Below are 24788 nucleotides of genomic sequence, written 5' to 3'. Positions count from 1 at the left end.
CAAGGAGCGACCACGTGCCCCAAAACCCGTTCGACGATGAGGACGCGCCGTTCCAGGTGCTCGTCAACGACGAGGAGCAGTACTCGCTGTGGCCGGCCGCGATCGACGTGCCCGGCGGATGGCGGATCGTGCACGACGGCGACCGCGCCGCCTGCGCCGCCTGGGTCGAGGCGACCTGGACCGACCAGCGCCCGCGCGGTCTGCGGGAGGCGTCGTGACCGAGACCACGATCACCGCCCCCGCGGCCCGGCGGGTGGCCGACCCGCTGCGGCTGGCCACCGAGCTGTTCGCCGCCGCCGAGCAGCCGGCGCTGCTCTACGAACGCGCGGGCACCTGGACGCTGGCCAGCGGCGCGGTCCGCGAGGTGGTGCTGACCGCCCGCGGCCTGACCGTGCGCGCGGCCGACGGGACGCGACGGACCGAGCCGGTGGGCGACCAGCCCCTGCAACAGGTCGCGGCGGCGGTCGCGGGGCTCACCGCGTACGGCTGGATCGGTTTTGATCTGAGCTTCTTGCTGCACGGACTGCCGGTGCCGCAGACCGACGAGCCGCTGCTGCACCTGTTCGTGCCCGAGCGGGAAGTCATGATCAGCGAGGGGGCCGACCCCGGCGACGGGATCGCGGCGCGCTCGATGCCGGCGCCGGTTGCCGTGGACACCGTCGAACCCGGTGGGGAGTACCGGCGCGCGGTGGCCGGCGCGGTCGCCGACATCCGGGCCCGCCGCCTGCAGAAGGTGATCCTGTCCCGGGTCGTGGAGATCGGGCACGACGTCGACCTGCCGGCGACCTACGAGACCGGGCGGCGCGCCAACACCCCGGCCCGCTCGTTCCTGCTGGACGTCGGCGGGCTGCGCAGCGCCGGGTTCAGCCCGGAGACGGTCGTCGAGGTCGGCGCGGACGGCCGGGTCTCGACCCAGCCGCTGGCCGGCACCCGCGCGTTCTTCGGCGACGCGGCCGTCGACGCCGGGCTGCGCGCCGACCTGCTCGACGACAGCAAGGAGATCTTCGAGCACGCGATCAGCGTCCGGCTGGCCTGCGACGAGCTGCGCCAGGTCTGCGCGGCCGGCACCGTACGGGTCGACGACTTCATGGACGTCGCCGAACGCGGCTCGGTCCAGCACCTCGCGTCCCGGGTCAGCGGGCGGCTCGCCGACGGCAACAACGGCTGGCACGCGCTGGCCGCGCTGTTCCCGGCGATCACCGCGTCGGGCGTGCCGAAGGCCGCGGCGTGCGCGACCATCCGCCGCTACGAGCGGCAGCCGCGCGGGCTCTACAGCGGCGCGGTGCTCACCGTCGGCGCGGACGGCTCGATCGACGCCGCCCTGGTGCTGCGGTCGATCTTCCAGCAGGCCGGCCGGACCTGGCTGCGGGCCGGCGCCGGCATCGTCGACCAGTCCACCCCGGACCGCGAGTTCGAGGAGACCTGCGAGAAGCTGCGCAGCATCAGCCGGTTCGTGGTGCCCGCGTGACGATCTTCGCGGCCTTCGCCGAGCAGGCCCGGCGCACGCCGGACCGGATCGCGGTCGGCGACCTCACCTATGCGGAGCTGGCGGATCGGGCGCGGCGCGTCGCCGGGCTGCTCGCCCGGCACGGGACCCGGCCCGGTGATCTCGTGGCGCTGCTGCTGCCGCGGGACGCCGACCTGGTCGCGGCGGTGCTCGGGGTGCTCGCGGCGGGGGCCGCCTACCTGCCGATCGACCCGGACTACCCGGCCGAGCGGATCCGGTTCACGGTCGAGGACGCCGCGCCGGTCTTCACCCTGACCGGCGCGCACCTGCGTGACCTCGGGGAACCCGCCGCGCCGGTGACCGTCGATTCGCGGGACCTCGCGTACGTCATCTACACCTCCGGCTCGACCGGGACGCCGAAGGGCGTGCAGGTCACCCACGGGAACGTGCTCGCGTTGCTGGACGCCTGCGCGCGGCGGTTCGACCACGGGCCGGACGACGTGTGGACGCTGTTCCACTCGTACGCCTTCGACTTCTCCGTCTGGGAGATGTTCGGGGCGCTGCTCACGGGCGGGCGGATTGTGGTCGTACCCAAGAAGGTTTGTTGGTCTTCTTCGGATTTCGCCCGGCTTCTCGATGACCAGGGTGTCACCGTGCTCAGCCAGACGCCGTCGGCGTTCTACCAGCTCACGCAGGTGGAGCCGGCGCCATCGACGTTGCGGACGGTGGTCTTCGGTGGGGAGGCGCTGGACGTGTCGCGGATCGCCGGGTGGTGGCGGCGGCATCCGGACCCGCCGGACCTGGTCAACATGTACGGGATCACCGAGACCACCGTGCACGTCACGCACCTGCTCGTCGATCCGGCGACGGCGACGCCCGGCGTCTCCCCGATCGGGACGCCGCTGCCCGGCCTCACCGTCCACCTGCTCGACGAACGGCTGCGGCCGGTCCCGGCCGGCATCGAGGGCGAGATGTACGTCGGCGGCCCGCAGCTCGCCCGCGGCTACCTGAACCGGCCGGCCCTGACCGCGAGCCGCTTCGTCGCCGACCCGGCCGGTGGCGGCGGCCGCCTCTACCGCAGCGGCGACCGGGCCCGCCGCACCCCGGACGGTGCCCTGGAGTTCGCCGGCCGGGCCGACAGCCAGGTCAAGGTGCGCGGTTTCCGGATCGAACTCGGCGCCGTCGAATCCGCGCTCGCCGCCCTGCCCGGCGTCAGCGGCTGCGCGGTCGTCGCCCGGGACGGCGCGCTGATCGCCTACGTGGTCACCGCCGTCGAACCGGCCGTGCTGCGCGCCGGACTCGCCGCCCGGCTGCCCGCCCACGAGGTGCCGGGCGAGTTCGTGCTGCTGGAAGCGCTGCCACTGACCGTCAACGGCAAGCTCGACACCGCCGCCCTGCCCATCCCCGCCACCCCGGCCGGGCGTGTCGAGCGGCGCGAGCTGCTGCGCCGCCGGCTCGCTCGACAGGAGCACCGATGACCGATTTTGATGTGCGCGAGACCGTGGCCCGGCTGCTCGACGAGGAGCCCGGCACGATCGCCGACGACGCCAACCTGTTCGAGCTCGGCCTCGACTCGCTCGACCTGATGACCGCCGTGGGGGAGTGGCGCCGGGCCGGTCTCGCGGTCGGTTTCGCCGAGCTGGCCGCCGAGCCGACCCTGGCCGCCTGGGCTCGACTGACCGGCAATTCCTTCAAACCAGAAAACCCGATTGAGGGTACGGACGAAGCCGGTCCCTTCCCGTTGGGGCTCATGCAGCACGCGTACTGGATCGGGCGCGACGACGCCCACCGGCTCGGCGGCGTGGCGGCCCACCTGTACACCGAGTTCGACGGCCCCGCCCTCGACCCGGAGCGACTGACCGCGGCGGTGCTCGGCCTGGCCGCCCGGCACGACATGCTGCGCGTCCGGCTGACCGACAACGGTCAGCAGATCGTCGGCGACACCGCGAGCTGGCGCGGCCTGACCGTGCACGACCTGCGCGCCGGCGACCCGGCCGCCGCGCTCGACCGGATCCGCGAGCGGCTGTCCCACCAGAAGCTCGACGTCGAGGCCGGCGAGGTGTTCACCGTCGAGCTGAGCCTGCTGCCGGGTGGGCGCGGGCGGCTGCACCTGGACGTCGACATGGTCGCGGCCGACGCGGCCAGCTATCGGCTGCTGCTCGCCGAGCTGGCCCAGCGCTACACCGATCCGTCGCGCACGCTGGCGCCGGTCGGGTACAGCTACCGCCGGTACCGCGCCGACCGTCCGGCCGGCGATCCGGTGGCCGCCGAGTGGTGGCGCTCGCGGCTCGCCGACCTGCCGGACGGCCCTCGGCTGCCGCTGGCGCTTGCCCCGGCGGGTCCGCCGCAGGTCCGCCGGCGTCACCTGCACCTGGACGCGGCGCGCCGGGAATCCTTCAGCGGCGCGGCGAAACGGCGCGGGCTGACCCCGGCGGTCGCGCTCGCGACTGTGTTTGCCGAGGTGGTGGGCGCGTACGCGGAAAGCCCTCGGTTTTTGTTGAATGTGCCGCTGTTCGACCGGGCGCCGCTGCACCCGGCGGTCGGCGAGGTGGTCGGCGACTTCAGCAGCTCGGTGATGCTGGCCGTGGACCTGCGCTTGGCGGCGACCTTCGCCGAACGGGCCACCGCGATCCAGTCGCGGCTGCACGCCGGTGTCGGGCACGCCGGGCACGCCGGGCTCGACGTGCTGCGCGACCTGGCGCGGCACCGTGCGGAGCAGGTGCTCGCGCCGGTCGTGTTCACCAGCGCGCTCAGCCTCGGCGAGCTGTTCGACGGGTCGGTCCGGGAGACGTTCGGCGATCCGGTGTGGATCATCTCGCAGGGGCCGCAGGTGCTGCTCGACGCGCAGGTGACCGAGCTGTCCGGGGGGATCCTGGTGAACTGGGACTGCCGGGAGGAGCAGTTCGCCGAAGGGGTGCTCGACGCGATGTTCGCGATGTTCGGGCGGCTGCTCGACGACCTGGTCTCCGACGGGCCGGCGTGGGACTCGCCGGTGGTCGCTCCGGCTGCCGGCGCGGTGACGGTGACCGCGCGGGTGGTGGACCCGCAGGGGCGCGACCGCACCTGGTGGGTGCCGGGGACGCTGCTCCTCGACGGTCACGACACCGGACAGCGGGCCTTCCTCCACCCTGACGGCCTTGTTCACCTCCTTGCCGGTGGGGGTGCCTCCTCGGTCCCTGTCGACCGGCGGCGGCTTCCGGCGAGCGACCTGGAACGGGCGATCGCGCTGGTCTGGGCCGAGCACCTGCCCGCCGCCAAGATCGGGGCGGACGACGACTTCATCGCGCTCGGCGGGGACTCGGTGCTGGCCGCGTCGATTGTCGCCCGGCTGCGCGAAGGACTCGACAGCGAGGCCGTGTCGGTGCGGGCGCTGCTGAACGCGCCGACGGTGGCCGGGCTGGCGGCTGCCCTGCTCGACCTCGACCCGCGGCTCGGCGACGTGGCGGCGGTCTTCCTGGAGATCGAGGGGCTGTCCGACGACGAGGTCCGCGCCCAGCTCGAAGGAGAATCGGCGTGACGACCCTGGGTGGACTTCTGCACGACTGGGCCGTCCGGTCCGGTGACGACATCGCTTTGGTGGACGGCGAGCTGCGGATCAGCTACGCGGAACTCGACGCCCGCGCCGACCGGACCGCGGCCGGGTTCGCGGCGCTCGGGATCTCGCCCGGGGACCGGGTCGTGGTGCAGCTGCCGAACACGGCCGACTTCGTGGTCGCGTTGTTCGGGCTGATCCGGGCCGGGGCGGTGCCGGTGATGGCGTTGCCGGCGCACCGGCGTACCGAGATCGAGCACTTCGTCCGGCACGCCGAGGCCGTCGCCTACGTGATCCCGGACCGGTTCGGCGGCTTCGACTACCGGAACCTGGCGGCGGAGCTGGACGCGCCGTCGCTGCGGCACGTCGTGGTCACCCTGCCCGACGCCGACGTCGTCGACCTGCCGGTGGCCGATCCGGAGGACGTCGCGCTGCTGCTGATCTCCGGGGGGACAACCGGAAAACCCAAACTCATTCCGCGTACGCATCGCGACTACCTCTACAACGCGATCGCCTCCGCCGAGGTCTGCGAACTGACGGCGGACGACGTCTACCTGGTCGCGCTGCCGGCCGCGCACAACTTCCCGCTCGCCTGCCCGGGCATCCTCGGCACCCTCGCCGTCGGCGGCCGGGTCGTGATGGCGCCGTCGCCCAGCCCGGACGCCGCGTTCGGGATCGTCACCCGGGAGCGGGTGACCGTGACCGCGCTGGTGCCGCCGCTGGCCCGGCTGTGGCGCGACGCGACCGGGTGGGACGCCCGGGACCTGTCCAGCCTGCGGTTGCTGCAGGTGGGCGGGGCGAAACTGGACGCCGCGCTGGCCGGGCGGCTGCGGCCCGCGGTCGGGCGGCAGCTGCAGCAGGTCTTCGGGATGGCCGAGGGGCTGCTCAACTACACGCGGCTCGACGACCCGGACGGGCTGATCCTGACCACGCAGGGGCGGCCGCTCTCGCCGGACGACGAGATCCGGATCGTGGACCCGCACGGCGAACCGGTTGCCGCCGGGCAGGTCGGTGAACTGTGGACCCGGGGGCCGTACACGATCCGGGGCTACTACCGGGTCCCGGAGTACAACGCCCTGGCCTTCGGCGCCGACGGCTTCTACCGCACCGGCGACCTGGTCCGGCAGTTGCCGTCCGGCCACCTGATCGTCGAGGGCCGCAGCAAGGACGTGATCAACCGCGGCGGCGAGAACGTGGCCGCTGGGGAGCTGGAGGAGCACCTGCTGGCCCATCCGGCGGTCGCCCAGGTGGCGGTGATCGGCCTGCCCGACCCCACCCACGGCGAAATCGTCTGCGCGGTGATCACCGTGACCGGCCCGGAGGCGCCTCGCCTCAAGCCCTTGAAGGCCTTCCTGGGCGGGCGGGGCCTGGCCCGCTTCAAACTCCCGGACCGCCTGATCGTCCTGGACGACCTGCCCCTCACCGCAGTCGGCAAGATCGACAAGAAGGCCCTGGCCACCCGGATATCCGCCTGACCCACCTCGTGGCTCTTATCGGAGTTGAGTAGCGCTGCGGCTTTGCCAGTACGCGAGTGCGCCGCGAGTGGCGAGGAGATACGGGTGGTCGGTACCGAGGATCCGCAACGAGTCGGTGAGTAGTTGCTCGAGTGCGGCTGCGGCACCCGCCGGGTCGCCGGCCTTTCCCTGCCAGTGGGCGAGGTCGCCGCGTGTGCTGAGAAGGTGTGGGTGGTTTCGGTCAAGTACTCGTAGCTGGTCGTCGAGCAGTTGTCGGTATGCGGCGACGGCCTTGTCGGCATCGCCGGACGATCCGTGCGATCGGGCAAGATCCTTGCGGGTACGCATGGTGTCCGGGTTGTCGGGACCGAGTACTCGTATCTGGTCGGTCAGTAGCTGTTCGAAGGCGCCGGCCGCGCCGACCGGGTCGCCGGTGAGCCCTTGATAGTGGGCAAGGTGGTGGCGAGTGGTGAGGGTCTGCGGGTGATCCGGCCCAAGGACTCGCCGTCGATCCACCAGAAGCTGCTGGTAGCTGGTGACGGCGCTGGTCGGCTCACCGGCTTCGCCGCGCCAGTAGGCCAGATGGTGGCGAGCGTGCAGGGTGCGGGGATGGTCGGGGCCGAGGACTCGTAGCCGATCTGCGAGAACCTGTTCGAGGGCTGCCGCAGCGGCGGCCGGATCGCCGGCGTCCCCCAGCTTGCGGGCAAGATTGTGACGGGTCTGCAGAGTGCCGGGGTCGTCTGGTCCGGACACTCGTAGGCGATCTTCGAGTAGATGTCGGAGGGCGGTTATGGCCTCCGCCGGATTTCCGGCTTCGCCGAGCCAGTAGGCGAAGTTGTTGCGGCTGGTGAAGGTGTCCGGGTGGTCCGGTCCGAGGACCCGCAGGCGGTCCTCGACCAGCCGCCGCAATTGGGCGGCCGCGCCGGCGGGGTTCCCGGCGAGCCCGGTCCAGTAGGCAAGGTCGTTTCGGGTGCTGAGGCTGTGCGGATGGTCGGGGCCCAGGATCCGCATGCGCTCCTCGAGAAGCTGTCCGAGCGCAGCGGCGGCAGCCGCCGGATCCCCGGCGTTGCCGCGGAAATTGGCGAGATTGGCCCGGGTGGCGAGGGTGTCCGGGTGATCGGGGCCGAGCATCCGTAACTGGTCGGGGAGTAGTTGCTGGAGGGCGGCGGCGGCACCCGCCGGGTCTCCCGCCCGTCCGCGCCAGTTGGTGAGCGCGGTGCGAGTGGTGAGGATACCGGGGTGGTCGGGGCCGAGCACCCGTAGCTGGTCGGGTAATAGCTGTTCGAATGCTGCCGCCGCGCCGGCCGGGTCGCCGGCGTGCCCCTGCCAGGAGGCGACATTGCTTCGGGTGGCGAGGGTGTCGGGGTGGTCGGCGCCGAGCAGGCCGGTTGCGGTGAGGTGAAGGCGGTTGTAGTACTCGAAGGCTGCCGCGGGGAGTCCGGTGTTGCCGAGGCTGGTGCCGACGCGGAACAGGACGGGATGGCGGGCGCCGGAGGCTGTCCACAGGCGCGCCGCGGTGTGGCGGTGCAGGATGATGGTGTTGGCGCGGAACCATTGCGCGGTGGTGGCATGGGGTTCGCGGGCCGGCCAGGCTTCATCGATGGCGTCGGCGGCAGCGAGGGCAAGATCTTGCTCGTGGTCGGCCGGGACGTCCTCCCTCACGACACGTTGCAGCAACGAGTGCACACGGATGACATCGCCGTTGGAATCGGTCGGTGCGACAGTGATCAGGCTGAGACGGTGCAGGGCACGCAGGGCGTCGTGGGTATCGTCGTCGCCGACCGGTTGACCAGCCTGGGCGGTGCAATACCGGGTCACGGCGGTGGTGGCGAAGAGGCGCGCCGGTATGCCGTTGGGGTCCAACAACGCGGTGAGCTGGAGCAGAATTTCGGCGAGGCCGCCCGTGGCGGCGTTGGCCAGGTCGATCGACAGGCCCCAGGTGTCGGCGACGGCGGTGTGCTGATCGTCGGGGAGAGTCGGCGGCCTGAGGGTCCGTAGACGGCGGCGATGCAGCCGGCGTCGATAGGCGGAGCAGGTCAGATCCTGATCGGCGATGTAGACGGCCGCCTGCGCCAGCGCGAGCGGTAGCCGGCCGAGGTCCGCGGCGAGGTCTTCGGCCTCATCCAGCCGGTGCGGGTGGTTGCCGAGCTTGCCATGCAGATAGTCGACGGCTTCTGTAGCGGTGAACGGGCCGACATCGATCAGGACCCGGCCGTCGAGCAGCGCGGAGTCACGGCGGCGGGTGGTGAGGACGGTGCGGCCGGAGGTGGTGACCGGCGGCCACAATCCTTGCAGGTCGGTCGGGTCGGTCAGATCGTCGAGCACGAGCAACCACGCCCTGGTCGTGCCGGCCAGCCAGGCCAGCAGTCGCTGTGCGCCATCGCGGGGATCCGGGTCCTCCACGCCGGTGACGTCGGCGGCAGCCTGCGCGTAGCGGGTGATCACCGCAGTCCGGGACGTCGCGGTCACCCAGATCAGCAGATCGACCCTGTGCTCCTGCCACCAGCGATGCGCCAGGGTCGCCGCCAACTGCGTCTTGCCGACTCCGCCGAAGCCGGCCACCACCTGATATACGACGGCGGTCGTGCTTCCCGCCGCAGCGGCTGTCTCCAGAGCGGTGTCGGCGGGGCGCTCCAGCCGACCGATGGCGACCGGAGGAACCACACCGACCCGGTGCGGCCACGAGATCGATGGGTGGCCACCGAAATTGACGGGGCCGTGGAAGGTTCCTGTGGCACCGTAGTTATCGCGTGCGCTGGTCGGCTGATCGGCCGTGCCGGGAGCAGTCGACCTGGTCATGCTCCCGGCGGCGATGGGGGGTTCGGCACCTGCCCGTAGGACACCGTTACCGGCCCGGTCATGGTGCCGGCGGCGGCACCGTAGTTGGCGTCGATGTGGATGACATGGTCGCCGGCCCGAATGCCCGCGCCTTTGCCTGCCGGGTCGGCTGCGGCCAGGACCGCTTGCGCCGCTGCCAGCACCTGTGTGTTGTGGTCGGCGCGAGCCGCGGTGAGGACCTCACTCAGCTTCACCTGCCAACTGCCGGGCGCTGATTCGACCGTGTCCAGAACTGTCGCCGGGCGGCCCTCACGGGTGAGCATCCGGCGCAGCACCTGCCGTAGCCCGGCATAGGCATCGGCAACCGCGGACTGGGCCGCCGTCGTTGTGCCGGCGGCCGCGCCGGTCATCAACGCCGTGAGGATGAGCTCGACTTCAGACACGAAGATCACCTTCCGTTAGCAAGCCGGTCCAGTGTGTCACCGACCGTCGAGGTTGGGCATATACGATCGGCCGAGGAGGCGAGAGCCGACCAGCCAAGCGATCGCCCATCCCGCTGCCTCAGCGCACCAAATCGGTCAATGCGGCGGTCACCTCGGCCCTCAACCGCTCCGCGGTCGCCGTACCGGCCTGGCCGGCGCGGTACGCCAGGCGCATCCGGGTCGGCCGGCCCGGGTAGACGAACAGCACCACCGGGTGATGGGGCGCGTCCCGCCACACCACGTTGCGCGGCCGCGGCACCCCGGCCGGCCAGACCTCGGTGCTGCCCGGGAAGTTCTCGAACACCAGCAGCGTGTCGAACAGGGGCGGTGCCGGAATCGGCGGCAGGTCGCGCATCGTGCCCTGCCGGGCGTGCACCCCACGGACCAGGTCACGAGCGGAGACCCCGCCGAGGCGCACCCGGACCGGCACGGTCATCAGGCACAGCCCGACCACCCGCTCGATCCCGGCGACCGGCCGCGTCCGGCCGGACACGCTGGCCCCGAACACCACATCGGTACGCCCGGTGACCCGGCCGAGCGCGATCGCCCACGCCACCTGCACCACGCTGTTCACGGTCACCCCGGCCCGCTGCGCGAAGCCCTGCAGATCCGTCGTCAGCCGCTGCGGAAGTTCCCAGTGCAGATCGGCCCGCGCCCCGGACCCGCCGCCGACCAGTGTCGGCCCGTCGACCCCGGCCAGCACCTCCTGCCAGCCGGCCAGCGCCGCCGCCCGATCCGCCGCCGCGTCCGAGGCCAGGACGTCCCGGAACGCCACCGCCGGCCCACCGGCCCCGCCGAGCAGCTCGGTCAGCACGATCGGCACCGACCACCCGTCCAGCAGCAGGTGGTGACTGGCCAGCAGCAGCCGCGGCGCCCGCCCGGGCACCCGCACCAGCGTGAACCGCAGCAGCGGCCCCGCCGCCGGATCGAACGGCCGGGTCTGGTCGGTGCCCTGCAGCGCCGCGAGCTCGGCCAGCGAGTCCACCCGCACGTCCCGCCAGGGCACCCGCACCTCGGCCGGGATGACCTGCACCCCGTCGACGAAGCCGGCTCGCAGGTTCGGATACCGCCGCAGCAGCGCCTCGGCGTTGACCCGCAGCGCCGCCGGCTCCACCTCGTCGGGCAGGTCGAACGACACGTGCGTGAGGTGCGCCCCCGGATCGGACCGCATCGCCGCCAGCACCTCCGCCTGCAGCGGCGTCAACGGCAGCACGTCCTCGGCCGGCGGCAGCGCCCGCAGCCGCGCCGGGGTCAGCGCGACGAGGGGAAAGTCCGACGGCGTCGCGCGGGCCGCGGCCCGGGTGGCCGGGTCGGCGATCGCCGTGAGCGCCCGCACCCACTCCGCGGCCAGGCGGGGCACCTCCAGATCGAGCCGGCCGGGCCACGTCCAGTGGGCGGTCAGCCGGGGACCGCCGGGGGAGTCCTGCACCACGGCGTTGATCTCGATGGCATGGGTCAGCGGCAGGTCGGCGTCGAACGCGGCCCGCTCCAGGTTCAGCCGCGGTGTCCACATCTGATCAGGCTGCGAGGCCCCGAACCGCCCGAGGTAGTTGAACCCGACGTGCCCGTGCTCGCCGGTGGTGCGCACCTGCTCTTTCACCTGCTCCACAGCGCGGGCCGGGTGGGTCAGGCCGCCGGGCAGACGAACCGAGGTGATCTTCGTGAACCAGCCGACGGTCCGGGACAGGTCCAGGTCGCCGTCGCGGCCGTGACCCTCGACGTCGACCAGGGTCTCCTCCCGGAGCGCGAGAGCCAGCCCGGCCAGCAGCACGTCCTCGACCCCGGTCCGGAATGCCGCCGGCACCTCCCCGAGCAGCGCCCGCGTCTCGGCCACCCCGAGCTCGACGGTGTGCACCCGGGCGGTCGCGACGGTGTCCGCGATGGTGCCGGGAACGGGCGCCGGCGAGTCAGCCACCGTGAGCGCCCACTGCCGCATCGACACGGCCGGCCGCTCCACGGGCTGCCCGGCGCAGGCCGCGGCCAGGTCGGGCAGCAGGATCCGCCACGACACCCCGTCGACCGCCACATGGTGGACGGCCAGCACCAGCTGACCGGGTTCGATCAGCGCCGCCTGGATCACGATCCCGGCCGCCAGGTCGAGCCGTTCGAGTGCGGAAGCCGCCGACGGCGCGACGCATCGGGCCGCGTCCACAGTGGCGGCGATCCGCGGGCCGTCCGCGTCCCAGCGGATCCGCAGCGCGTCGTGCGTGTCGATCAGCACCTGCAGCCCGGCGGTCAACGTGGCCACGTCCAGCGTGACCGGCACGGCGACCTGCACACTCTGGGCATACCGGTCGGCCCGCCCGGTGTGCCCGTCGAACCACCGCATCATCGGCGTCGCCGGGAACGGCCCACCCGGGTCCACGAAGACCGCCGCCGCAACGGTGGACGCGGTCGCGACCTCCGCCAGCGCCGCGACGGTCCGGCAGGTGAACACGTCCCGGGGCCGGATCGTCCACCCTTCCCGGGCGGCCCGGCTGACCAGCCGCATCGCGAGGATGCTGTCCCCGCCCAGGTCGAAGAACCCGTCGTCGATCCCGACCTCGTCGAGTCCCAGCAACTCGGCGTAGAGCGCACAGAACTGCTTCTCGGCCGGGTTGCGCGGGGCCCGGGCCGGCCCACCACCGGTCCGGGTCGGCGCCGGCAGGGCCCTCCGGTCGAGCTTCCCGTTGGGCATCAGCGGCAGCCGCGCCAGCGCGACGACGGCACTGGGCACCATGTGCTCGGGCAGCAGCCCGGCCAGCCCGGCCCGCACCTCGTCGACGTCGACCTCGCCGACCACGTAGGCCACCAGCCGCCGAAGGCCCGGCCGGTCCTCCCGCACGACGACCGCGATCTGCCGCTCCCCGACCAGTTTCTGCAGCGCCGCCTCCACCTCGGCCGGCTCCACCCGGAAGCCGCGGATCTTGGCTTGGTCGTCGATCCGCCCGAGGAACTCCAGCTGCCCGTCGGCCCGCCGGCGCACCAGGTCACCGGTCCGGTAGACCCGCGATCCGGCCGGCCCGTGCGGATCCGCCACGAACCGGGACGCGGTCAGCTCCGGCCGGTTCAGATACCCGCGAGCCAGCCCGGCCCCGCCGATGTACAGCTCCCCGGGCACCCCCGGCGGCACCGGCCGCAACCCGGCATCGAGCACCGTGACCCGAGCCCCGGCCACCGGCCCACCGACGGCCGGCCCACCACCGGAATCGGTCCGCGCGATCAGCGAGTCCACGGTCGCCTCGGTCGGGCCGTAGAGGTTGAAGCCCGCATCCAGCCGATTCCACAGCGCCGGCGCGACCGCCTCACCCCCGAACCCCAGCACGGCCGGCACGTCCTCGGGCGCCAGCCACCGCAGCGTCTCGTCCAGCAGAGTCGGGGTCAATTCAATGAAGTCAAACCCTTCTTGGCGTACGACGTCAGCCAGCGCCCGCGGATCCGCATACGTCTCGTACGGCACCACGTGCACCGCATGCCCGTCCAGCAGCCACAACTGCGGCTGCCACGACGCGTCGAAGGAGAACGACCAGGCGTGCCCGACCCGCAGCCGCTCCCGCCCGGTCCGCCGGCGCGCCTCGTCGTACAGGTCGGCGCGGTGACTGTGGAACAGGTTGACCAGGTTCGCGTGCGTCACCACCACGCCCTTGGGCTGTCCGGTCGACCCGGAGGTGTAGATGACGTACGCCGGATGATCCTGCCGAAGGCCGATCTCAGGAGCGGTGTCGTCGAGCTCGGGCAGTCGTGGATCGTCGGTGCGCAGCACGGTCCACCCGCCGTCCGGCAGCGCCCGATCGGACACCACCACGTCGGGCGCGGCGTCGGCCAGCACGCGCGCGGTGTGCTCGGCCGGATACGCCGGGTCGAGCGGCACGTAGGCGGCCCCGGACTTGAGCACCGCGAGGATCGTGACCAGCACGTCCGCCGACCGGGGCAGCGCGATCCCGACCCGCCGCTCCGGCCCGGCGCCGTGCTCGCGCAGCAGCCGCGCGAGCCGGTTCGCCGCCACGTCCACCTCGCCGAACGTCCATTTCCGGGCGCCGAAGACGAGCGCGAGCGCGGCCGGATCGCGCCGGACCTGCGCGTCGAACAGGTCGAGAACCGTGCCGCCGGCACCGAGCGCGGGCCGGTCCACCCCGCGCGGCTCGTCGTCGAGCAGCAGGTCGAGCTCGTCGAGCCGAAGCTCGGGATCGTCGGCGGCCTGCGCGTAGACCCCGGCCAGCCGCTCCAGCAGCCGCCGGATCGTGTCGTCGCGGAACAGCGAGGTGCGGTAGGTGGCCTGCAGCCCCAGCCGCCCGTCCTTGAGCAGCGCGTCGAACGACAGGTCGGTCTGCGTGGTCCGGTTGTGGAACTTCTCCCACCGCACGTCGACGCCGGGCAGCGTCGGCCCGGCCAGGTCCTGGGCCAGGAAGATCACGCTCACGTCGAACAGCGGGCTGCGGTCCAGGCGCCGTTCCACCCGCAGCGCGTCGAGGATCAGGTCGAACGGCACGTCGGCGTGGCTGTAGGCGTCCGTGCACACCGCCCGTACCCGGGAAATGATCTGCCGGAAGCTGGGCCGGCCGGAAAGATCGACCCGCAGCGGCAGGGTGTTGCCGAAGTTGCCGATCAGCGACTGCAGGCCGGTGTGGTCGCGGTTCTGGGTGACCGTGCCGATGGTCACCTCGTCGGCCTGCGCGTAGCGGCCGAGCAGCGCGGCGATCCCGGCGATCAGCACCATGAACGGGGTGGCGTGCTCGGCGGCGCCCAGGTCGGCGAGCCGGGTGGTGAGCCCGGCGTCGAGCCAGTGGGTGCGCCAGCCGCCGTCCTCGGTGAGCGTGGCCGGGCGCTCGAAGTCGGTCGGCAGGTCGAGCGGTTCCGGCAGCGGGTCGAAGGTCTGCCGCCAGAAGTCGAGCTGCGGGTCGTCGCGGCGGCCGGTCCAGCGGTCGCGGTGCCAGGCCGCGAAGTCGCCGTACTGGGCGGGCAGCGCGGGCAGCGAGTCGGGCCGGCCGCTGAGCAGGTCGGCGTAGGCGGCCGACAGCTCCCGGGAGAAGATCCCGAACGACGGCCCGTCCCAGTTGATGTGCTGGGCGACCATGACCAGCGCGTGCCGGCCGGGTCCGAGGTCGACCAGGCGCAGCCGCAGCGGGCTGGCCGCGGTCAGGTCGAACGGCTCCCGCCCGGTCTCCGCGGCGATCCGGTGCAGCGCCTGCTCCTGCTGCTCACCGGCGAGTTCGCGGAGGTCGGTGCGGGACCACAGCGGCGGCAGACGGTCGAGGACGAGCTGGTGGGCGACGCCGTTGTCGTCGACCGGGTACAGCGTGCGCAGCACCTCGTGCCGGGCGCAGATCCGGTCGAACGCGCCGCGCAGCGCCTCGACGTCGAGCGGCCCGTCCAGGCGCCACAGCACGCAGACGTTGTACGCCGAGGCGGCCGGGTCGAACCGGTGGAAGAACCACATCCGCTCCTGGGCGTGCGACAGCGGCAGCGGCACACCGTCCGGGCGGGCCGGGACGGCCGCGACGGCGGCGGTGGCCGCCATCCCGCGCCGGGCCAGCAGCTTGCGCCGCAGTTCCTGACGATCGGCGGTCTGCACCAACGGGAGCTCCTTGGGGGCGTGCCGGGGTGCGGCCGCGTCGCCGCGGCCGCACCTGGGGGAGGGAGGACTAGAGCTTCTGCAGCGTCGGCTTGAGCTGCTCGACGAGCCAGGAGACGCCGGCCACGTTCGGGCCCTGCAGCAGCTGCGCGGCCGGCAGCGGGGTGGCCAGGTAGTGCCCGCCGGAGACCACCTTGAGCTTCTTGACCAGCGCGTTGCCCTCGAAGGTCTGCTGGTCGGCGGCGCTCGGGAACGTCATGAACAGCACGTTCGCGGTGTCCAGGTCGGGCACCCGCTCGTAGCTGATGCCGATCGTGCCGGGCGCCAGGGTGTCGCTGGCCGGCGCGTTCGCGAACTTGTCCGGCACCTTGAGGCCGAGCGCGCCCATGAACTTCGTCGACAGGTTGTCGGCGCCGACGACCAGCGGGATCACTTCGCCGCGAGCCTGCCCGTACAGATAGGTCTTCCCGGCGATGTTGGGCAGGTCGGTCTTGGTCTTCTCGATGGCCGCGTGCGCCTCGTCGATCAGCTTCTGGGCGCCGGCGTCGTCCCCGATCGCCTTGCCGATCAGCTGCGCGTCCTCCTCCATCGTGGAGCCGTACAGGCTCTTCGCGTAGGCGACCACCGGCGCGATCTTGCTGAGCGTCGCGTAGGTCTCCGGCTTGAGCTGGTTGCTGGAGGTCGCCAGGATCACGTCCGGCTTGTAGGACGCGACCTTCTCCAGGTTGATCTGCGCGGCGTCGAGGCCGAGGGCCTCTTCCGGCAAAGGCTTCTTGATGTACGGCAGGTTCGGGCTGGCCGGGTCGAAGTACTTCACCGCGCCGACCACGTCGGCGCCGAGCGCGTTCGCGACGGCCAGGTCGTTCCAGCCCAGCGCCACGACGCGCTGCGGCTTCCTCGCGATCGTGGTGCTGCCGAACGCGTGCGTGATGGTCAACGGGAAACCGGTGGCGGCGGCGCCGGCCTCGGCGGTGGTGGTCGCGGGTTCGTCGCCGCCGCAACCGGTGAGTCCGATCGCGACGGTGAGGGCGAGAAGGGTGGCGGCCGTGGCGCGGCGCGACGGTCGAAGGATGTCCATATAGGTTAGCCTCACCTAACATCTACAACGATGTCAAACCTGGATCGCCGAACCGGAGGCACGATGACCGCGACCACGCCGACCTGGAAGGCCGACGCCTACCAGGCCGACAACACCGGCCAGTTCGAGACCGCGCTCGAAGCGTTGATGCAGGCCGGAGCGCATCTGCACACCGGCGGCCGGTTCGCCGACATCGGCTGCGGATCGGGCGAGCTGGCCGCGGCGATGGCCCAGCGCGGCTTCGAGGTGACCGCCAACGACGCGTCCCCGTCCATGGTCGACGCCGTCCGCGAACGCTGCGCCGGCCTGCCGGTCACCGCCGAGGTGCAGGACGCGCACGAGCTGACCCTGCCCGCCACCAGCTTCGAGGTGGTCCACTCGTCGTGGATGCTGCACTGGCTCGCCGACGCCGGACCGGCCCTGCGCGCGATGGCCCGCGCCACCACCCCCGGCGGCCTGGTCGTCCTGCAGTACAGCTGCGGTCAGCCGCGCGCGGCCGGCTTCGCGCTGCGCGACGTCACCGCGTCCGTCGTGGACCGGCCCCGCTGGCGCGAGCGCCTGGCCGCGGTGCCGCTGCGGATGAACCACCACCCGCTCGACGAGACGTGCGCCACGCTCACCGCGGAGGGTCTGGAAGTGCTGCTCACCGACGACGCCGTGCGCGTCCCGGGCGGCGAGGACCTGGTGTCGCTGCGCCGGGCGTTGCGCGCCGCGGCCTTCCACGACCAGGCCCAGGTTCTCGGCGACGACGCCGACGACTTCATCGACCAGGTCATCCAGGCGTTGCTCGAGGCCGGCGCGCTGAACCCGCACAACGTCCGGGTGATTGCCCGCCGCCCGCTGCCCGCCGAGAAGGCCGCGCCCGCCCGTCCGCGCGGCGCCGTCCGCGCGTTCCCGCTGTCCGTCGGCGAGCTCCACGTCGTCCGCGTCGAAGATCAAACCCCCCAACTGCGCAGGATCGATTTCCGTACGGACGGAGCCGCGCCCCTGCCGCTGTCCGAGCCCGCCGAGACGCTCACCGCGATCTGGCCCGCCGAGGGCGCCGACCGGGTCGTCCTGCCCGAGGTCGGCCGCTGGAAGTTCCCGCCGGACGCGCCCCGCCAGCACACCGCGAACCTGACCGTCCGGGCCTGGGACCCGGCCACCGCGACCCTGACCGTCGACTTCTACCTGCACGGCGAGCACGGCCCGGCCGCCCGCTGGGCCGCCGCCGCGCAGCCCGGCGACCGGCTCGGCTTCGGCGGCACCCGGGTGCACTGGGTCCACGACCCGGGCGCGGCCTGGACGCTGCTGCTCGGCGACGAGACCGTGCTGCCCTCGGTCGCCGCGATCGTCGAGACGCTCCCGGCGGATCAGCCGATCATCGCGGTGCTCGAGGTGGACGACCCGGCCGACCGCGCGTACCTGGACACCTCGCGGCTGACCGTGCACTGGACCGCCCGCGGCGGCCTGGAAGGCGTGGTCCGGTCGGTGGAGTTCCCGGCCGGGCGCGCCCAGGTCTTCGGCGGCGCGGAGACCCGAGTCATCCAGGTGATCCGCACCCACCTGCTGACCGAGCGCGGGCTCGGCCGCGACGAGGTCAGCCTCCAGGGTTACTGGCACCGGCCCCGTGCGTGACCGAACCCGGCTGCTGGGGTGGTTGCTGGCCGTGGCGGTGCTGGTCGCCGTGACCGCGGCCAGCATCGCCTACGGGTCCACCTCGATCCCGCTGCGGACCGTGGCCGCGGCGTTCCGGCACTTCGACCCCACTGTGGACGCCCATCTCGTGGTGCGGACGCTGCGGCTGCCCCGTACCGTCGTCGGTCTGGTCGTGGGTCTTGCCCTGGGTCTGGCCGGCGCGATCATGCAGGGCCTGACCCGCAACCCGATCGCCGACCCGGGGATCCTCGGGGTGAACGCGGGCGCCGCCCTCGCCGTCGTGATCGGCATCCACGTGCTCGGCGTCAGCGACGTCCACGGCTACGTCTGGTTCGCGTTCCTCGGCGCGCTGGCCGCGTCGGTGCTGGTCTACGGCGTCGGCTCGATGGGCCGCGACGGCGCGTCCCCGGTCAAGCTGGCGATCGCCGGCGCCGCGGTGACCTCGCTGCTCGCCTCGGCGACCACCTGCGTGCTGCTGCTCGACCGGGTCACCATGGACCAGTACCGGTTCTGGGTGGTCGGCTCGCTCGCCGGGCGCGGCGGTTCGGTGGTCGGGGCGCTGCTGCCGTTCCTCGCGACCGGCACCATCCTGGCCCTGTGGGCGGGTCGCTCGCTGAACACCCTGGCGCTCGGCGACGACGTCGCCCGGGGCCTGGGCCAGCGGCTCGGCCGGGCCCGGGCGCTCTGCGCGGCGGCGGTCGTCCTGCTGGTCGGCGCGGCGACCGCGGCGGCCGGGCCGATCGGCTTCGTCGGGCTGACCGTGCCGCACGTCGCCCGCGCGATCGTCGGCGCCGACCACCGCTGGATCCTGGCCTACTCGGCGGTCCTCGCCCCGATCCTGCTGCTGTCCGCGGACATCCTCGGGCGGGCCGTGGCCCGGCCGTCGGAGCTGCAGGTCGGCATCGTCACGGCGGTCATCGGGGCGCCGGTGTTCGTCGCCCTGGTCCGCCGGCGCCGGCTGGCCCAGCTGTGACCGCGCTGGTCACCGCCCCGGGCCGGGTGGCGCGCCGGCGGGCGCTGCTGCTGTCGGTGACCGTCGCCGGGCTGCTGGCGCTGGCCTGCGCGGTCGCGGTCAGCGTGGGGGAGTACCGGATCCCGCTGCGGGACGTGGCCGCTGCTGCGTTCGGCACGGGCGACGCGGGCACCACGTTCGTCGTGCAGACGCTGCGGCTGCCGCGGGTGCTCACCGGGGCGGTCGTCGGCGCGGCGTTCGGGCTCTCCGGCGCGCTGTTCCAGGGCCTGGCCCGCAACCCGCTGGCCAGCCCGGACGTGCTCGGGGTGACGGCCGGGGCGTCGACCGTGGCGGTGGCCGCGATCGTCACCACGGCCGGTGGGCTGGCGGTGGTGTCGTCAGCGGCGGCGATCGGGGCGGTGCTCTCCGCGGCGGCCGTGTACCTGCTAGCCTACCGGGCCGGGCTGTCGCCGTACCGGCTGGTGCTGGTCGGCATCGGGATCGGCGCGGTGCTCAACAGCGTGACCGCGTACCTGCTGACCCGCTCGGAGATCTGGGACGCGCAGCAGGCGATGATCTGGCTGGTCGGCAGCCTCAACGAACGTGGGTGGGAGCACCTGTGGCCGGTCGTCGGGGCGCTGGCCGTGCTGACCCCGGTGGCGGTGTGGGCGGCGCGGCCGCTGCGGGTCATGCAACTGGGCGACGACACGGCGCGGGCCCTCGGCGTACCCCTGGAAGTCAATCGGTTGATCTTGATCTTGGCCGCCGTCGGCCTGGCGGCGGTCGGTGTCGCCGCGGCCGGGCCGGTGCCGTTCGTCGCGTTCGTCGCCCCGGCGATCGCCCGCCAGTTGGTCCGGACGTCGGTGACGCTGATCCCGGCGGCGCTGCTGGGCGCACTGCTGGTGGTGGTCGCCGACCTGCTGGCGCGGACCGTGGCCGCCCCGACCGAGCTGCCGGTGGGGGTGATCACCGGCGTGGTCGGCGCCCCCTACCTGCTGTGGCTGCTGGCCCGGGCCAACCGCCTCGGCGCAGGCGGCTGACCCGGGGCCAGGGTCAGTGGGTCAGTTGTTGCCGGCGGAGTTGCACTTGACGGACTGGTCGATGCAGTTGCGGACCCGGGCGGCCTGCGCGGCGGGCTGCCAGGCGTTCATGAAGTCGCCGTGCATCGACGACGCCATCCCGGAGGCCGGCGCGAACCCGGCCGTGGTGCCGTGGACGGGGTAGTCGATGACGAACGACAGCGACGGGATCGCCACCGGGAAGTTCCCACTGGCGCAGGTGCCGTCCGGGCCGGCCGGTCCGACGTGGTCCTTGTGGTTGGGGCTGTCCAGGTGCACGCCGTCCCAGCAGTCCGGGAAGACGAGCTGGTAGGTCAGGTTCGCGGTCGGGGCGCAGATCGGCCAGTTCCCGTCGGCACTGCGGCCGGTCTGGCCGCCCGGTCCGGCGCACCAGAACTGGTTGCCGCTGCTGGGCACCTGCAGCTTCGCGTCACCGGCGATCATCCGGAAGCCCGGCGGGAACGGCTGGGTCCGGCTCGGGTCCTTGAGCCGCGAGCCGTAGTAGACGGTGACCCCGGCGGGGTCGATCACCGTGCCGTTCTGCAGCAGCGAGGGGATCCAGTACGCGGACAGGTCCTCGGCCGGGGTGCAGGTGGTCGCCGAGTGCCCGAGCAGGGACTGGTTGGTCGAGCTCGCGTTGGTGCTGGTGTTGCCGAGGAAGGTGTGCGCGTGCGACGCGCCGGCCAGCCCGGGGAAGACGATCGGGTCGTCGTTGAGGTGATGGCTGACCGTGCACCCGGCGTTGAACTCCGGCACCCGCACCACGTCGCCGGTGATCGGCCGCGGGGTGAGCGCGAAGAACGCGGCCGTGTCGGCGGCCTGCTGCGCCGGGTCGACGGTGGGCCAGCCGGCGCCGGACGTCCCGGTGGGAGCGGGGGAGGAGGGCGTCGTGCTGCCGCCGGCGGCGACCGAGAACCAGTTGAGGTTGACGAAGTTGTCCGCCTGCGCGCTGGTCATGGTGAGGAAGACGGTCTGCGCGCCGGTCGGGTGCGTGTTCGCCACCGCGGACGTGGTGACCCAGGTCTGCCAGCCACCGGTCCGGGTCACCGGGATGCTGGCCAGCACGGTTCCGGTCGCCGACCCGGTCCGGACCTGGATGCTGCCGGTGGTGGCGCTGTCGGAGGCCAGACGCGCGCCGACCGTGATCGCTCCGGCCGCGCCGAGGTCCACGTTGTCGTACCGCAGCCAGTCACCGTTGGCCAGGTAGGCGACGTTCTGCCCGCCACCGGTGTCGGCGGTCGCTTCGAGCTGCGCTCCGGACTGGGCGGCGTACGACTCGGCCTGGACGGTCACCGGGGTCGCGGCCGAGGCGGAGGTGCCGGCGATGCCGGCGGCCACGAGGGCACCGGTCAGCGCCGCACCGAGAACGGCGCGACGCATACCGCGGTTCCGGCGGAGCGCAGGGGAGTGCGAGGTCGCGGGGACGGGGGAATCCATGAAGCTGCTCCTCAGGGCGGGGGATGTGTCGGAGCTGTTACAGCGATGCGCGTGAAAGCGCTCTCTTGGTCGCCACTGTGAATGTCCCGTTAATGACTGTCAATGGCTCCGGCCGCCCCGAGAATCGCTCTCAAGACCCGTCGCCGCACGCGTCCGTGCAGCTCACAGCCTTGGCCATCGCTTCTGGCCGGGAGCCCGGGCGGCACGGTTCCGGAACTGTGCGCCTCGTCGGGGAGACCTCGGCCGCATTCCGTCACGTTCCGTCCCGGCCGGCCGATCTGACCGCCAGGTCGACACTGCGGAGGACGTTTGATGAGCGGCGGGACAGCAGCGGCCCACCCCGAACCGTCACACCGGCACGGCCTGGAACGGATCGCCCTGTGGTCGCGCGTCTGCGTGATGGCCATGGTGGCCGCCGTCGTGCTGGGCGCCCCGGACGACGTCCGCTGGACCACCGCCTGGCACCCGGCCCTGTGGCAGGTGTCCGCGGGGATCGGCGTGCAGCTGATCGCGGCGATGGCGCTGGCCGTCGTCCAGTTGCGGCACGCCGCGAGCGGCCGGTACCGGTGGGTCGCGCCGGCGCAGACCGTGATGGACGTGCTCGCGGTGGCCGGCCCGATGCTGGTGATCGACAGCGTCGCCGGCGTGCCGGTGTGGCCCAGCGCGGTGCTCGCCCTGCTGTCCGCGGCGACCCGGCACCGGCTGGCGGGTGTCCTGATCGCCTGGGGCGTGGTGGCGGCCGCGCTGGTCGCCGGGGTCGCCCTCGGCGACGGGGCGCCGGACTCCCCGCACGGGGCCGGGATCGCGCTGGCCGTCGTCGTGCTGCTGGTCGCGGCGGCCACGTCCGGCGTGCAGGCGAACAGCCTGGACCGCCACGTGACCGAACTGCACGACGTCCGGCTGGCGATGACCCGTCAGGCCCGGACCGATCTGCTGACCGGGCTGGCGAACCGCGCGGCGCTCGACGAGTACGAGACGGCACTGGCCGGGGCCGAGCCCGGCCCGTTGAGCGTGGTGCTGTTCGACCTGGACGGCTTCAAGCAGGTCAACGACACCCATGGCCATCACGCCGGGGACCTGCTGCTGACGACGGTGGCCGCCCGGCTGCGGGCCGGCCTGCGCCCCGGCGACCTGCTGGTCCGCCTCGGCGGCGACGAGTTCGCCGTCCTGCTACCGGGCATGCCGGCCGAGGAGGCCGCGGCAGCCGTCGAGGACTGGGCACGAACGGTCACGCAGCCGGTGGACGTCGGCGACGGCGTCGCCCGCGTCGGCGTCAGCGTCGGGGTCGCGCACCGGCCGCCGGGCGTCGGCGCGTCCTTCGCCGACCTGCTGCGCACCGCGGACCGGCGCATGTACGACCACAAGCACGCCAAGACCCATCGCCCGGCCGCGGCCTGATCTCACCGCACGCCGAGCCGCCGGGCGTGGTCGGCCGCGGCTAGCGGGCCTCCGTCGAACGACTCACCGTGCCCGGGCAGCAGCAGCGACGCGGGCACCCGGGCCAGCCGGTCGAGCGAGGCGAGAGCGGCCTTGCTGTCGTGGGTGAAACCGCGGCAGACGAGGGTGGGGCCGGTCCGCCCGGTCAGGCCGTCGTGCGTGACCAGCGCGTCGCCGGTGAACAGCACGCCGAGATCGGCGAAGTGGTAGGCGGCGCTACCCGGCGTGTGCCCGGCCAAGCTGATGGCCTGCGGCCGGCCGGGGACGTCGTCGAGGCGCTGGTCGCCGTCGAAGGTCCGCACGGTTCGCACCGGCTTGGCGGTGAACCCGCCCTTGCGGGCCAGATGCAGCGGGGCGCCGATCGCGCCGGGCCGGCGCAGCAGGTACGGCAGCATCGAGCGTTCCGGCTTCGCGTGGCGTAGCGCGCTGCGCGGGCCGTCGGCCAGGATCGCCGCGTCCAGTCGATGGATCCAGACGTCGGCGCCGGCGTCGTTCAGGGCGGCGGCGAGGCCGGTGTGGTCGGGATGCCCGTGGGTGAGCAGGACCGAACGGATGTCGCGCAGCGACCGGCCGGACCGCGACAGATGATCGCGCAACCGCGGCAGGTGCGCGGGCAGACCGGCGTCGACGAGGACGAGACCGTCGGGGTGGTCGACCAGGTAGAAGGCGACGAAGTCGTCGCCGAGGCGGTGAATAGGAGGCATATTCGGTACAGTACGCTGTATCGAAAGCGTGAGGAGTGTGTGCCGTGTCATTGCCAGGCAAGGACCGTCGGCCGTATGACGCGCGTCGCCGCCAGGACGCCGCCCGCCAGACCAGGGCCGCGGTGCTGACGGCGTTCGGCGAGCTGCTGTTCGCCGAGGGCTATCGCGGCACCACCATCCAGGCGGTTGCCGCACGCGCGGGGGTCTCGCCCGAGACCGTCTACAAGACGTTCGGCGGAAAGGCGGGGCTCACCAAGGCCCTGTGGGACGTCACCGTGGCCGGCGACGACGAGCCGGTCGTCATGGCGGAGCGCGAACAGTTGCGCGAGGTCTGGGCAACCGAGGACCCCGAGGCGAAGATGCTGCGGTACGCGGGTTTCGTCCGCGGTGTCAACGAGCGCCTGGCCGGCCTGGCCGCCCTTCTCGCGCAGGCCGGCCCGGAGGCGGCCGAGGTGCTGGCCGACAGCGAGCGGGAACGGCGGGCCGGCGTCGGCGCGTTCACCGCGCACCTGGCGGACACCGGCGTGCTGCGGGCCGGCGTCGACCCGGCTTCCGCCGCGGACGGCTGGTGGGTGCTCACCGGGCCGCGGCCGTTCACCGACCTCACCGTGGGGTGCGGCTGGGACGGTGCCCGCTACGAGCAGTGGCTGGCCGGCCTGCTCGCCGCGAACCTGCTCTGATCAGTCTGGAAGATCGCTGCGCCCTGTCGCTATCCGCCCGGATTGCCTGCTCAGCCCATGATCACCACTGCCCGATCATGACCGCTTGAGCCCCCGACGGCACGCCTCAATGGCACGCTCCTGGCACGCCCGCACCCACCTCGCCGGCCCGCCGGCGTCCCGCCCACGGCGACCACCCTTCCCAGCGGCAAGCCGCGAAGCGGCGCGGCAGCCATGCGGTGGTGACCCACGGATTGCGTCGTCGACAACCGACGGCCTTCGATGGGGTTCTACAGGGTTACGCGCCGAACCTCGATCCGGGCGCCGGGGACTTCGCCCTCCCGGACAGTTCGCTTGCATGCCTCAAGGTGATCCACCCGGTCATCAGCGGCCTGTGCCGACCCGCGCCACGGACGGCCGTCTTCCAGGGCTTCTCCGCAGTGGAGGAGTAGCTTGCTGGCCGACCTACCACGTCCAGCACAACCAGGGTCTCGAATCTCATGCCTCACATGATGGTTTCGAGTAGCTGTGACCACCAGGCATAGCAACCGCGGCAAAATCCGAGACGAGCGCCGGGAGAT

General features: G+C 72.9%; 16 protein-coding genes. 10 read left to right on the top strand and 6 right to left on the bottom strand.

The window, feature by feature from the left end:
- Positions 1-14 precede the first annotated feature (14 nt).
- Genes L3i22_RS32765 through L3i22_RS32745 form a run of 5 tightly spaced genes read left to right on the top strand, consistent with a single transcriptional unit; the run spans position 15 to position 6454 of the window.
- Complete coding sequence (locus L3i22_RS32765; protein WP_221321348.1) at positions 15-218, top strand: MbtH family protein; 204 nt, start codon at positions 15-17, stop codon at positions 216-218.
- Positions 215-1468 carry a salicylate synthase gene (locus L3i22_RS32760; protein WP_255657349.1) on the top strand — a complete coding sequence of 418 codons (1254 nt, stop codon included), beginning with the start codon at positions 215-217 and terminating at the stop codon, positions 1466-1468. Before L3i22_RS32765 ends, L3i22_RS32760 begins: the two co-directional genes overlap by 4 nt.
- Positions 1465-2925: an amino acid adenylation domain-containing protein gene (locus L3i22_RS32755; protein WP_304523433.1), complete on the top strand. Its 1461-nt coding sequence runs from the start codon at positions 1465-1467 to the stop codon at positions 2923-2925. The genes L3i22_RS32760 and L3i22_RS32755 overlap by 4 nt, the downstream gene beginning before the upstream one ends.
- Complete coding sequence (locus L3i22_RS32750) at positions 2922-4964, top strand: phosphopantetheine-binding protein (protein ID WP_221321346.1); 2043 nt, start codon at positions 2922-2924, stop codon at positions 4962-4964. Before L3i22_RS32755 ends, L3i22_RS32750 begins: the two co-directional genes overlap by 4 nt.
- Positions 4961-6454: a (2,3-dihydroxybenzoyl)adenylate synthase gene (locus L3i22_RS32745; protein WP_221321345.1), complete on the top strand. Its 1494-nt coding sequence runs from the start codon at positions 4961-4963 to the stop codon at positions 6452-6454. The genes L3i22_RS32750 and L3i22_RS32745 overlap by 4 nt, the downstream gene beginning before the upstream one ends.
- 15 nt (positions 6455-6469) lie before the next feature.
- On the opposite strand, the gene L3i22_RS32740 is transcribed toward L3i22_RS32745, so the two are convergent.
- The 4 genes from L3i22_RS32740 to L3i22_RS32725 form a co-directional block, all read right to left on the bottom strand.
- The gene (locus L3i22_RS32740) at positions 6470-9232 is read right to left on the bottom strand and encodes a tetratricopeptide repeat protein (protein ID WP_221321344.1); all 2763 of its coding nucleotides are present in this window, start codon (positions 9230-9232) and stop codon (positions 6470-6472) included.
- On the bottom strand, positions 9229-9654 hold the full coding sequence (locus tag L3i22_RS32735) for a hypothetical protein (RefSeq protein ID WP_221321343.1): 426 nt from the start codon (positions 9652-9654) through the stop codon (positions 9229-9231). The genes L3i22_RS32740 and L3i22_RS32735 overlap by 4 nt, the downstream gene beginning before the upstream one ends.
- 118 nt (positions 9655-9772) lie before the next feature.
- Positions 9773-15244, bottom strand: a complete 5472-nt coding sequence (locus L3i22_RS32730) for a non-ribosomal peptide synthetase (protein WP_255658735.1) — start codon at positions 15242-15244, stop codon at positions 9773-9775.
- Positions 15245-15314: 70 nt separating this feature from the next.
- Positions 15315-16322, bottom strand: a complete 1008-nt coding sequence (locus tag L3i22_RS32725; protein WP_221321341.1) for an ABC transporter substrate-binding protein — start codon at positions 16320-16322, stop codon at positions 15315-15317.
- Between the two features lie 30 nt (positions 16323-16352).
- Between L3i22_RS32725 and L3i22_RS32720 the strand changes: the two genes are divergently transcribed.
- The 3 genes from L3i22_RS32720 to L3i22_RS32710 are packed head-to-tail and all read left to right on the top strand — an operon-like array spanning position 16353 to position 19952.
- On the top strand, positions 16353-17939 hold the full coding sequence (locus tag L3i22_RS32720) for an SIP domain-containing protein (RefSeq protein WP_221321340.1): 1587 nt from the start codon (positions 16353-16355) through the stop codon (positions 17937-17939).
- Entirely contained in the window at positions 17932-18933 is a 1002-nt protein-coding gene (locus tag L3i22_RS32715; RefSeq protein WP_255657348.1) for an iron ABC transporter permease, read from the top strand. The genes L3i22_RS32720 and L3i22_RS32715 overlap by 8 nt, the downstream gene beginning before the upstream one ends.
- A complete protein-coding gene (locus L3i22_RS32710) occupies positions 18930-19952 on the top strand; it encodes an iron chelate uptake ABC transporter family permease subunit (RefSeq protein ID WP_255657347.1) in 1023 nt (340 codons plus the stop codon). The genes L3i22_RS32715 and L3i22_RS32710 overlap by 4 nt, the downstream gene beginning before the upstream one ends.
- Positions 19953-19973: 21 nt before the next feature.
- Here L3i22_RS32710 and L3i22_RS32705 read toward each other — a convergent pair whose 3' ends face one another.
- Positions 19974-21350 carry a DUF1996 domain-containing protein gene (locus tag L3i22_RS32705; protein ID WP_221321339.1) on the bottom strand — a complete coding sequence of 459 codons (1377 nt, stop codon included), beginning with the start codon at positions 21348-21350 and terminating at the stop codon, positions 19974-19976.
- Between the two features lie 369 nt (positions 21351-21719).
- Between L3i22_RS32705 and L3i22_RS32700 the strand changes: the two genes are divergently transcribed.
- Positions 21720-22805 (top strand): GGDEF domain-containing protein, encoded by a 1086-nt coding sequence (locus L3i22_RS32700; protein ID WP_255657346.1) that lies wholly within the window; start codon positions 21720-21722, stop codon positions 22803-22805.
- Positions 22806-22807: 2 nt separating this feature from the next.
- On the opposite strand, the gene L3i22_RS32695 is transcribed toward L3i22_RS32700, so the two are convergent.
- Positions 22808-23548, bottom strand: a complete 741-nt coding sequence (locus tag L3i22_RS32695; RefSeq protein ID WP_221321338.1) for an MBL fold metallo-hydrolase — start codon at positions 23546-23548, stop codon at positions 22808-22810.
- A 44-nt stretch (positions 23549-23592) separates the two neighbouring features.
- Here L3i22_RS32695 and L3i22_RS32690 point away from each other — a divergent pair, with 44 nt between their 5' ends.
- On the top strand, positions 23593-24228 hold the full coding sequence (locus L3i22_RS32690; RefSeq protein ID WP_255657345.1) for a TetR/AcrR family transcriptional regulator: 636 nt from the start codon (positions 23593-23595) through the stop codon (positions 24226-24228).
- The last annotated feature ends 560 nt before the right edge of the window (positions 24229-24788 follow it).

Origin of the sequence: Actinoplanes sp. L3-i22, from assembly GCF_019704555.1 — a bacterium.
Lineage (GTDB): Bacteria > Actinomycetota > Actinomycetes > Mycobacteriales > Micromonosporaceae > Actinoplanes.
Note: the sequence above shows the minus strand (reverse complement) of the source record. Positions and strands in the feature narration are given on the sequence as shown.

What these genes read in the sequence shown, in the direction of transcription:
- L3i22_RS32740 (WP_221321344.1), bottom strand. Translation starts at nt 9,232, where the DNA reads ATGACCAGGTCGACTGCTCCCGGCACGGCCGATCAGCCGACCAGCGCA.
- L3i22_RS32720 (WP_221321340.1), top strand. Translation starts at nt 16,353, where the DNA reads ATGTCAAACCTGGATCGCCGAACCGGAGGCACGATGACCGCGACCACG.
- L3i22_RS32750 (WP_221321346.1), top strand. Translation starts at nt 2,922, where the DNA reads ATGACCGATTTTGATGTGCGCGAGACCGTGGCCCGGCTGCTCGACGAG.
- L3i22_RS32695 (WP_221321338.1), bottom strand. Translation starts at nt 23,548, where the DNA reads ATGCCTCCTATTCACCGCCTCGGCGACGACTTCGTCGCCTTCTACCTG.
- L3i22_RS32700 (WP_255657346.1), top strand. Translation starts at nt 21,720, where the DNA reads ATGAGCGGCGGGACAGCAGCGGCCCACCCCGAACCGTCACACCGGCAC.
- L3i22_RS32725 (WP_221321341.1), bottom strand. Translation starts at nt 16,322, where the DNA reads ATGGACATCCTTCGACCGTCGCGCCGCGCCACGGCCGCCACCCTTCTC.
- L3i22_RS32705 (WP_221321339.1), bottom strand. Translation starts at nt 21,350, where the DNA reads ATGCGTCGCGCCGTTCTCGGTGCGGCGCTGACCGGTGCCCTCGTGGCC.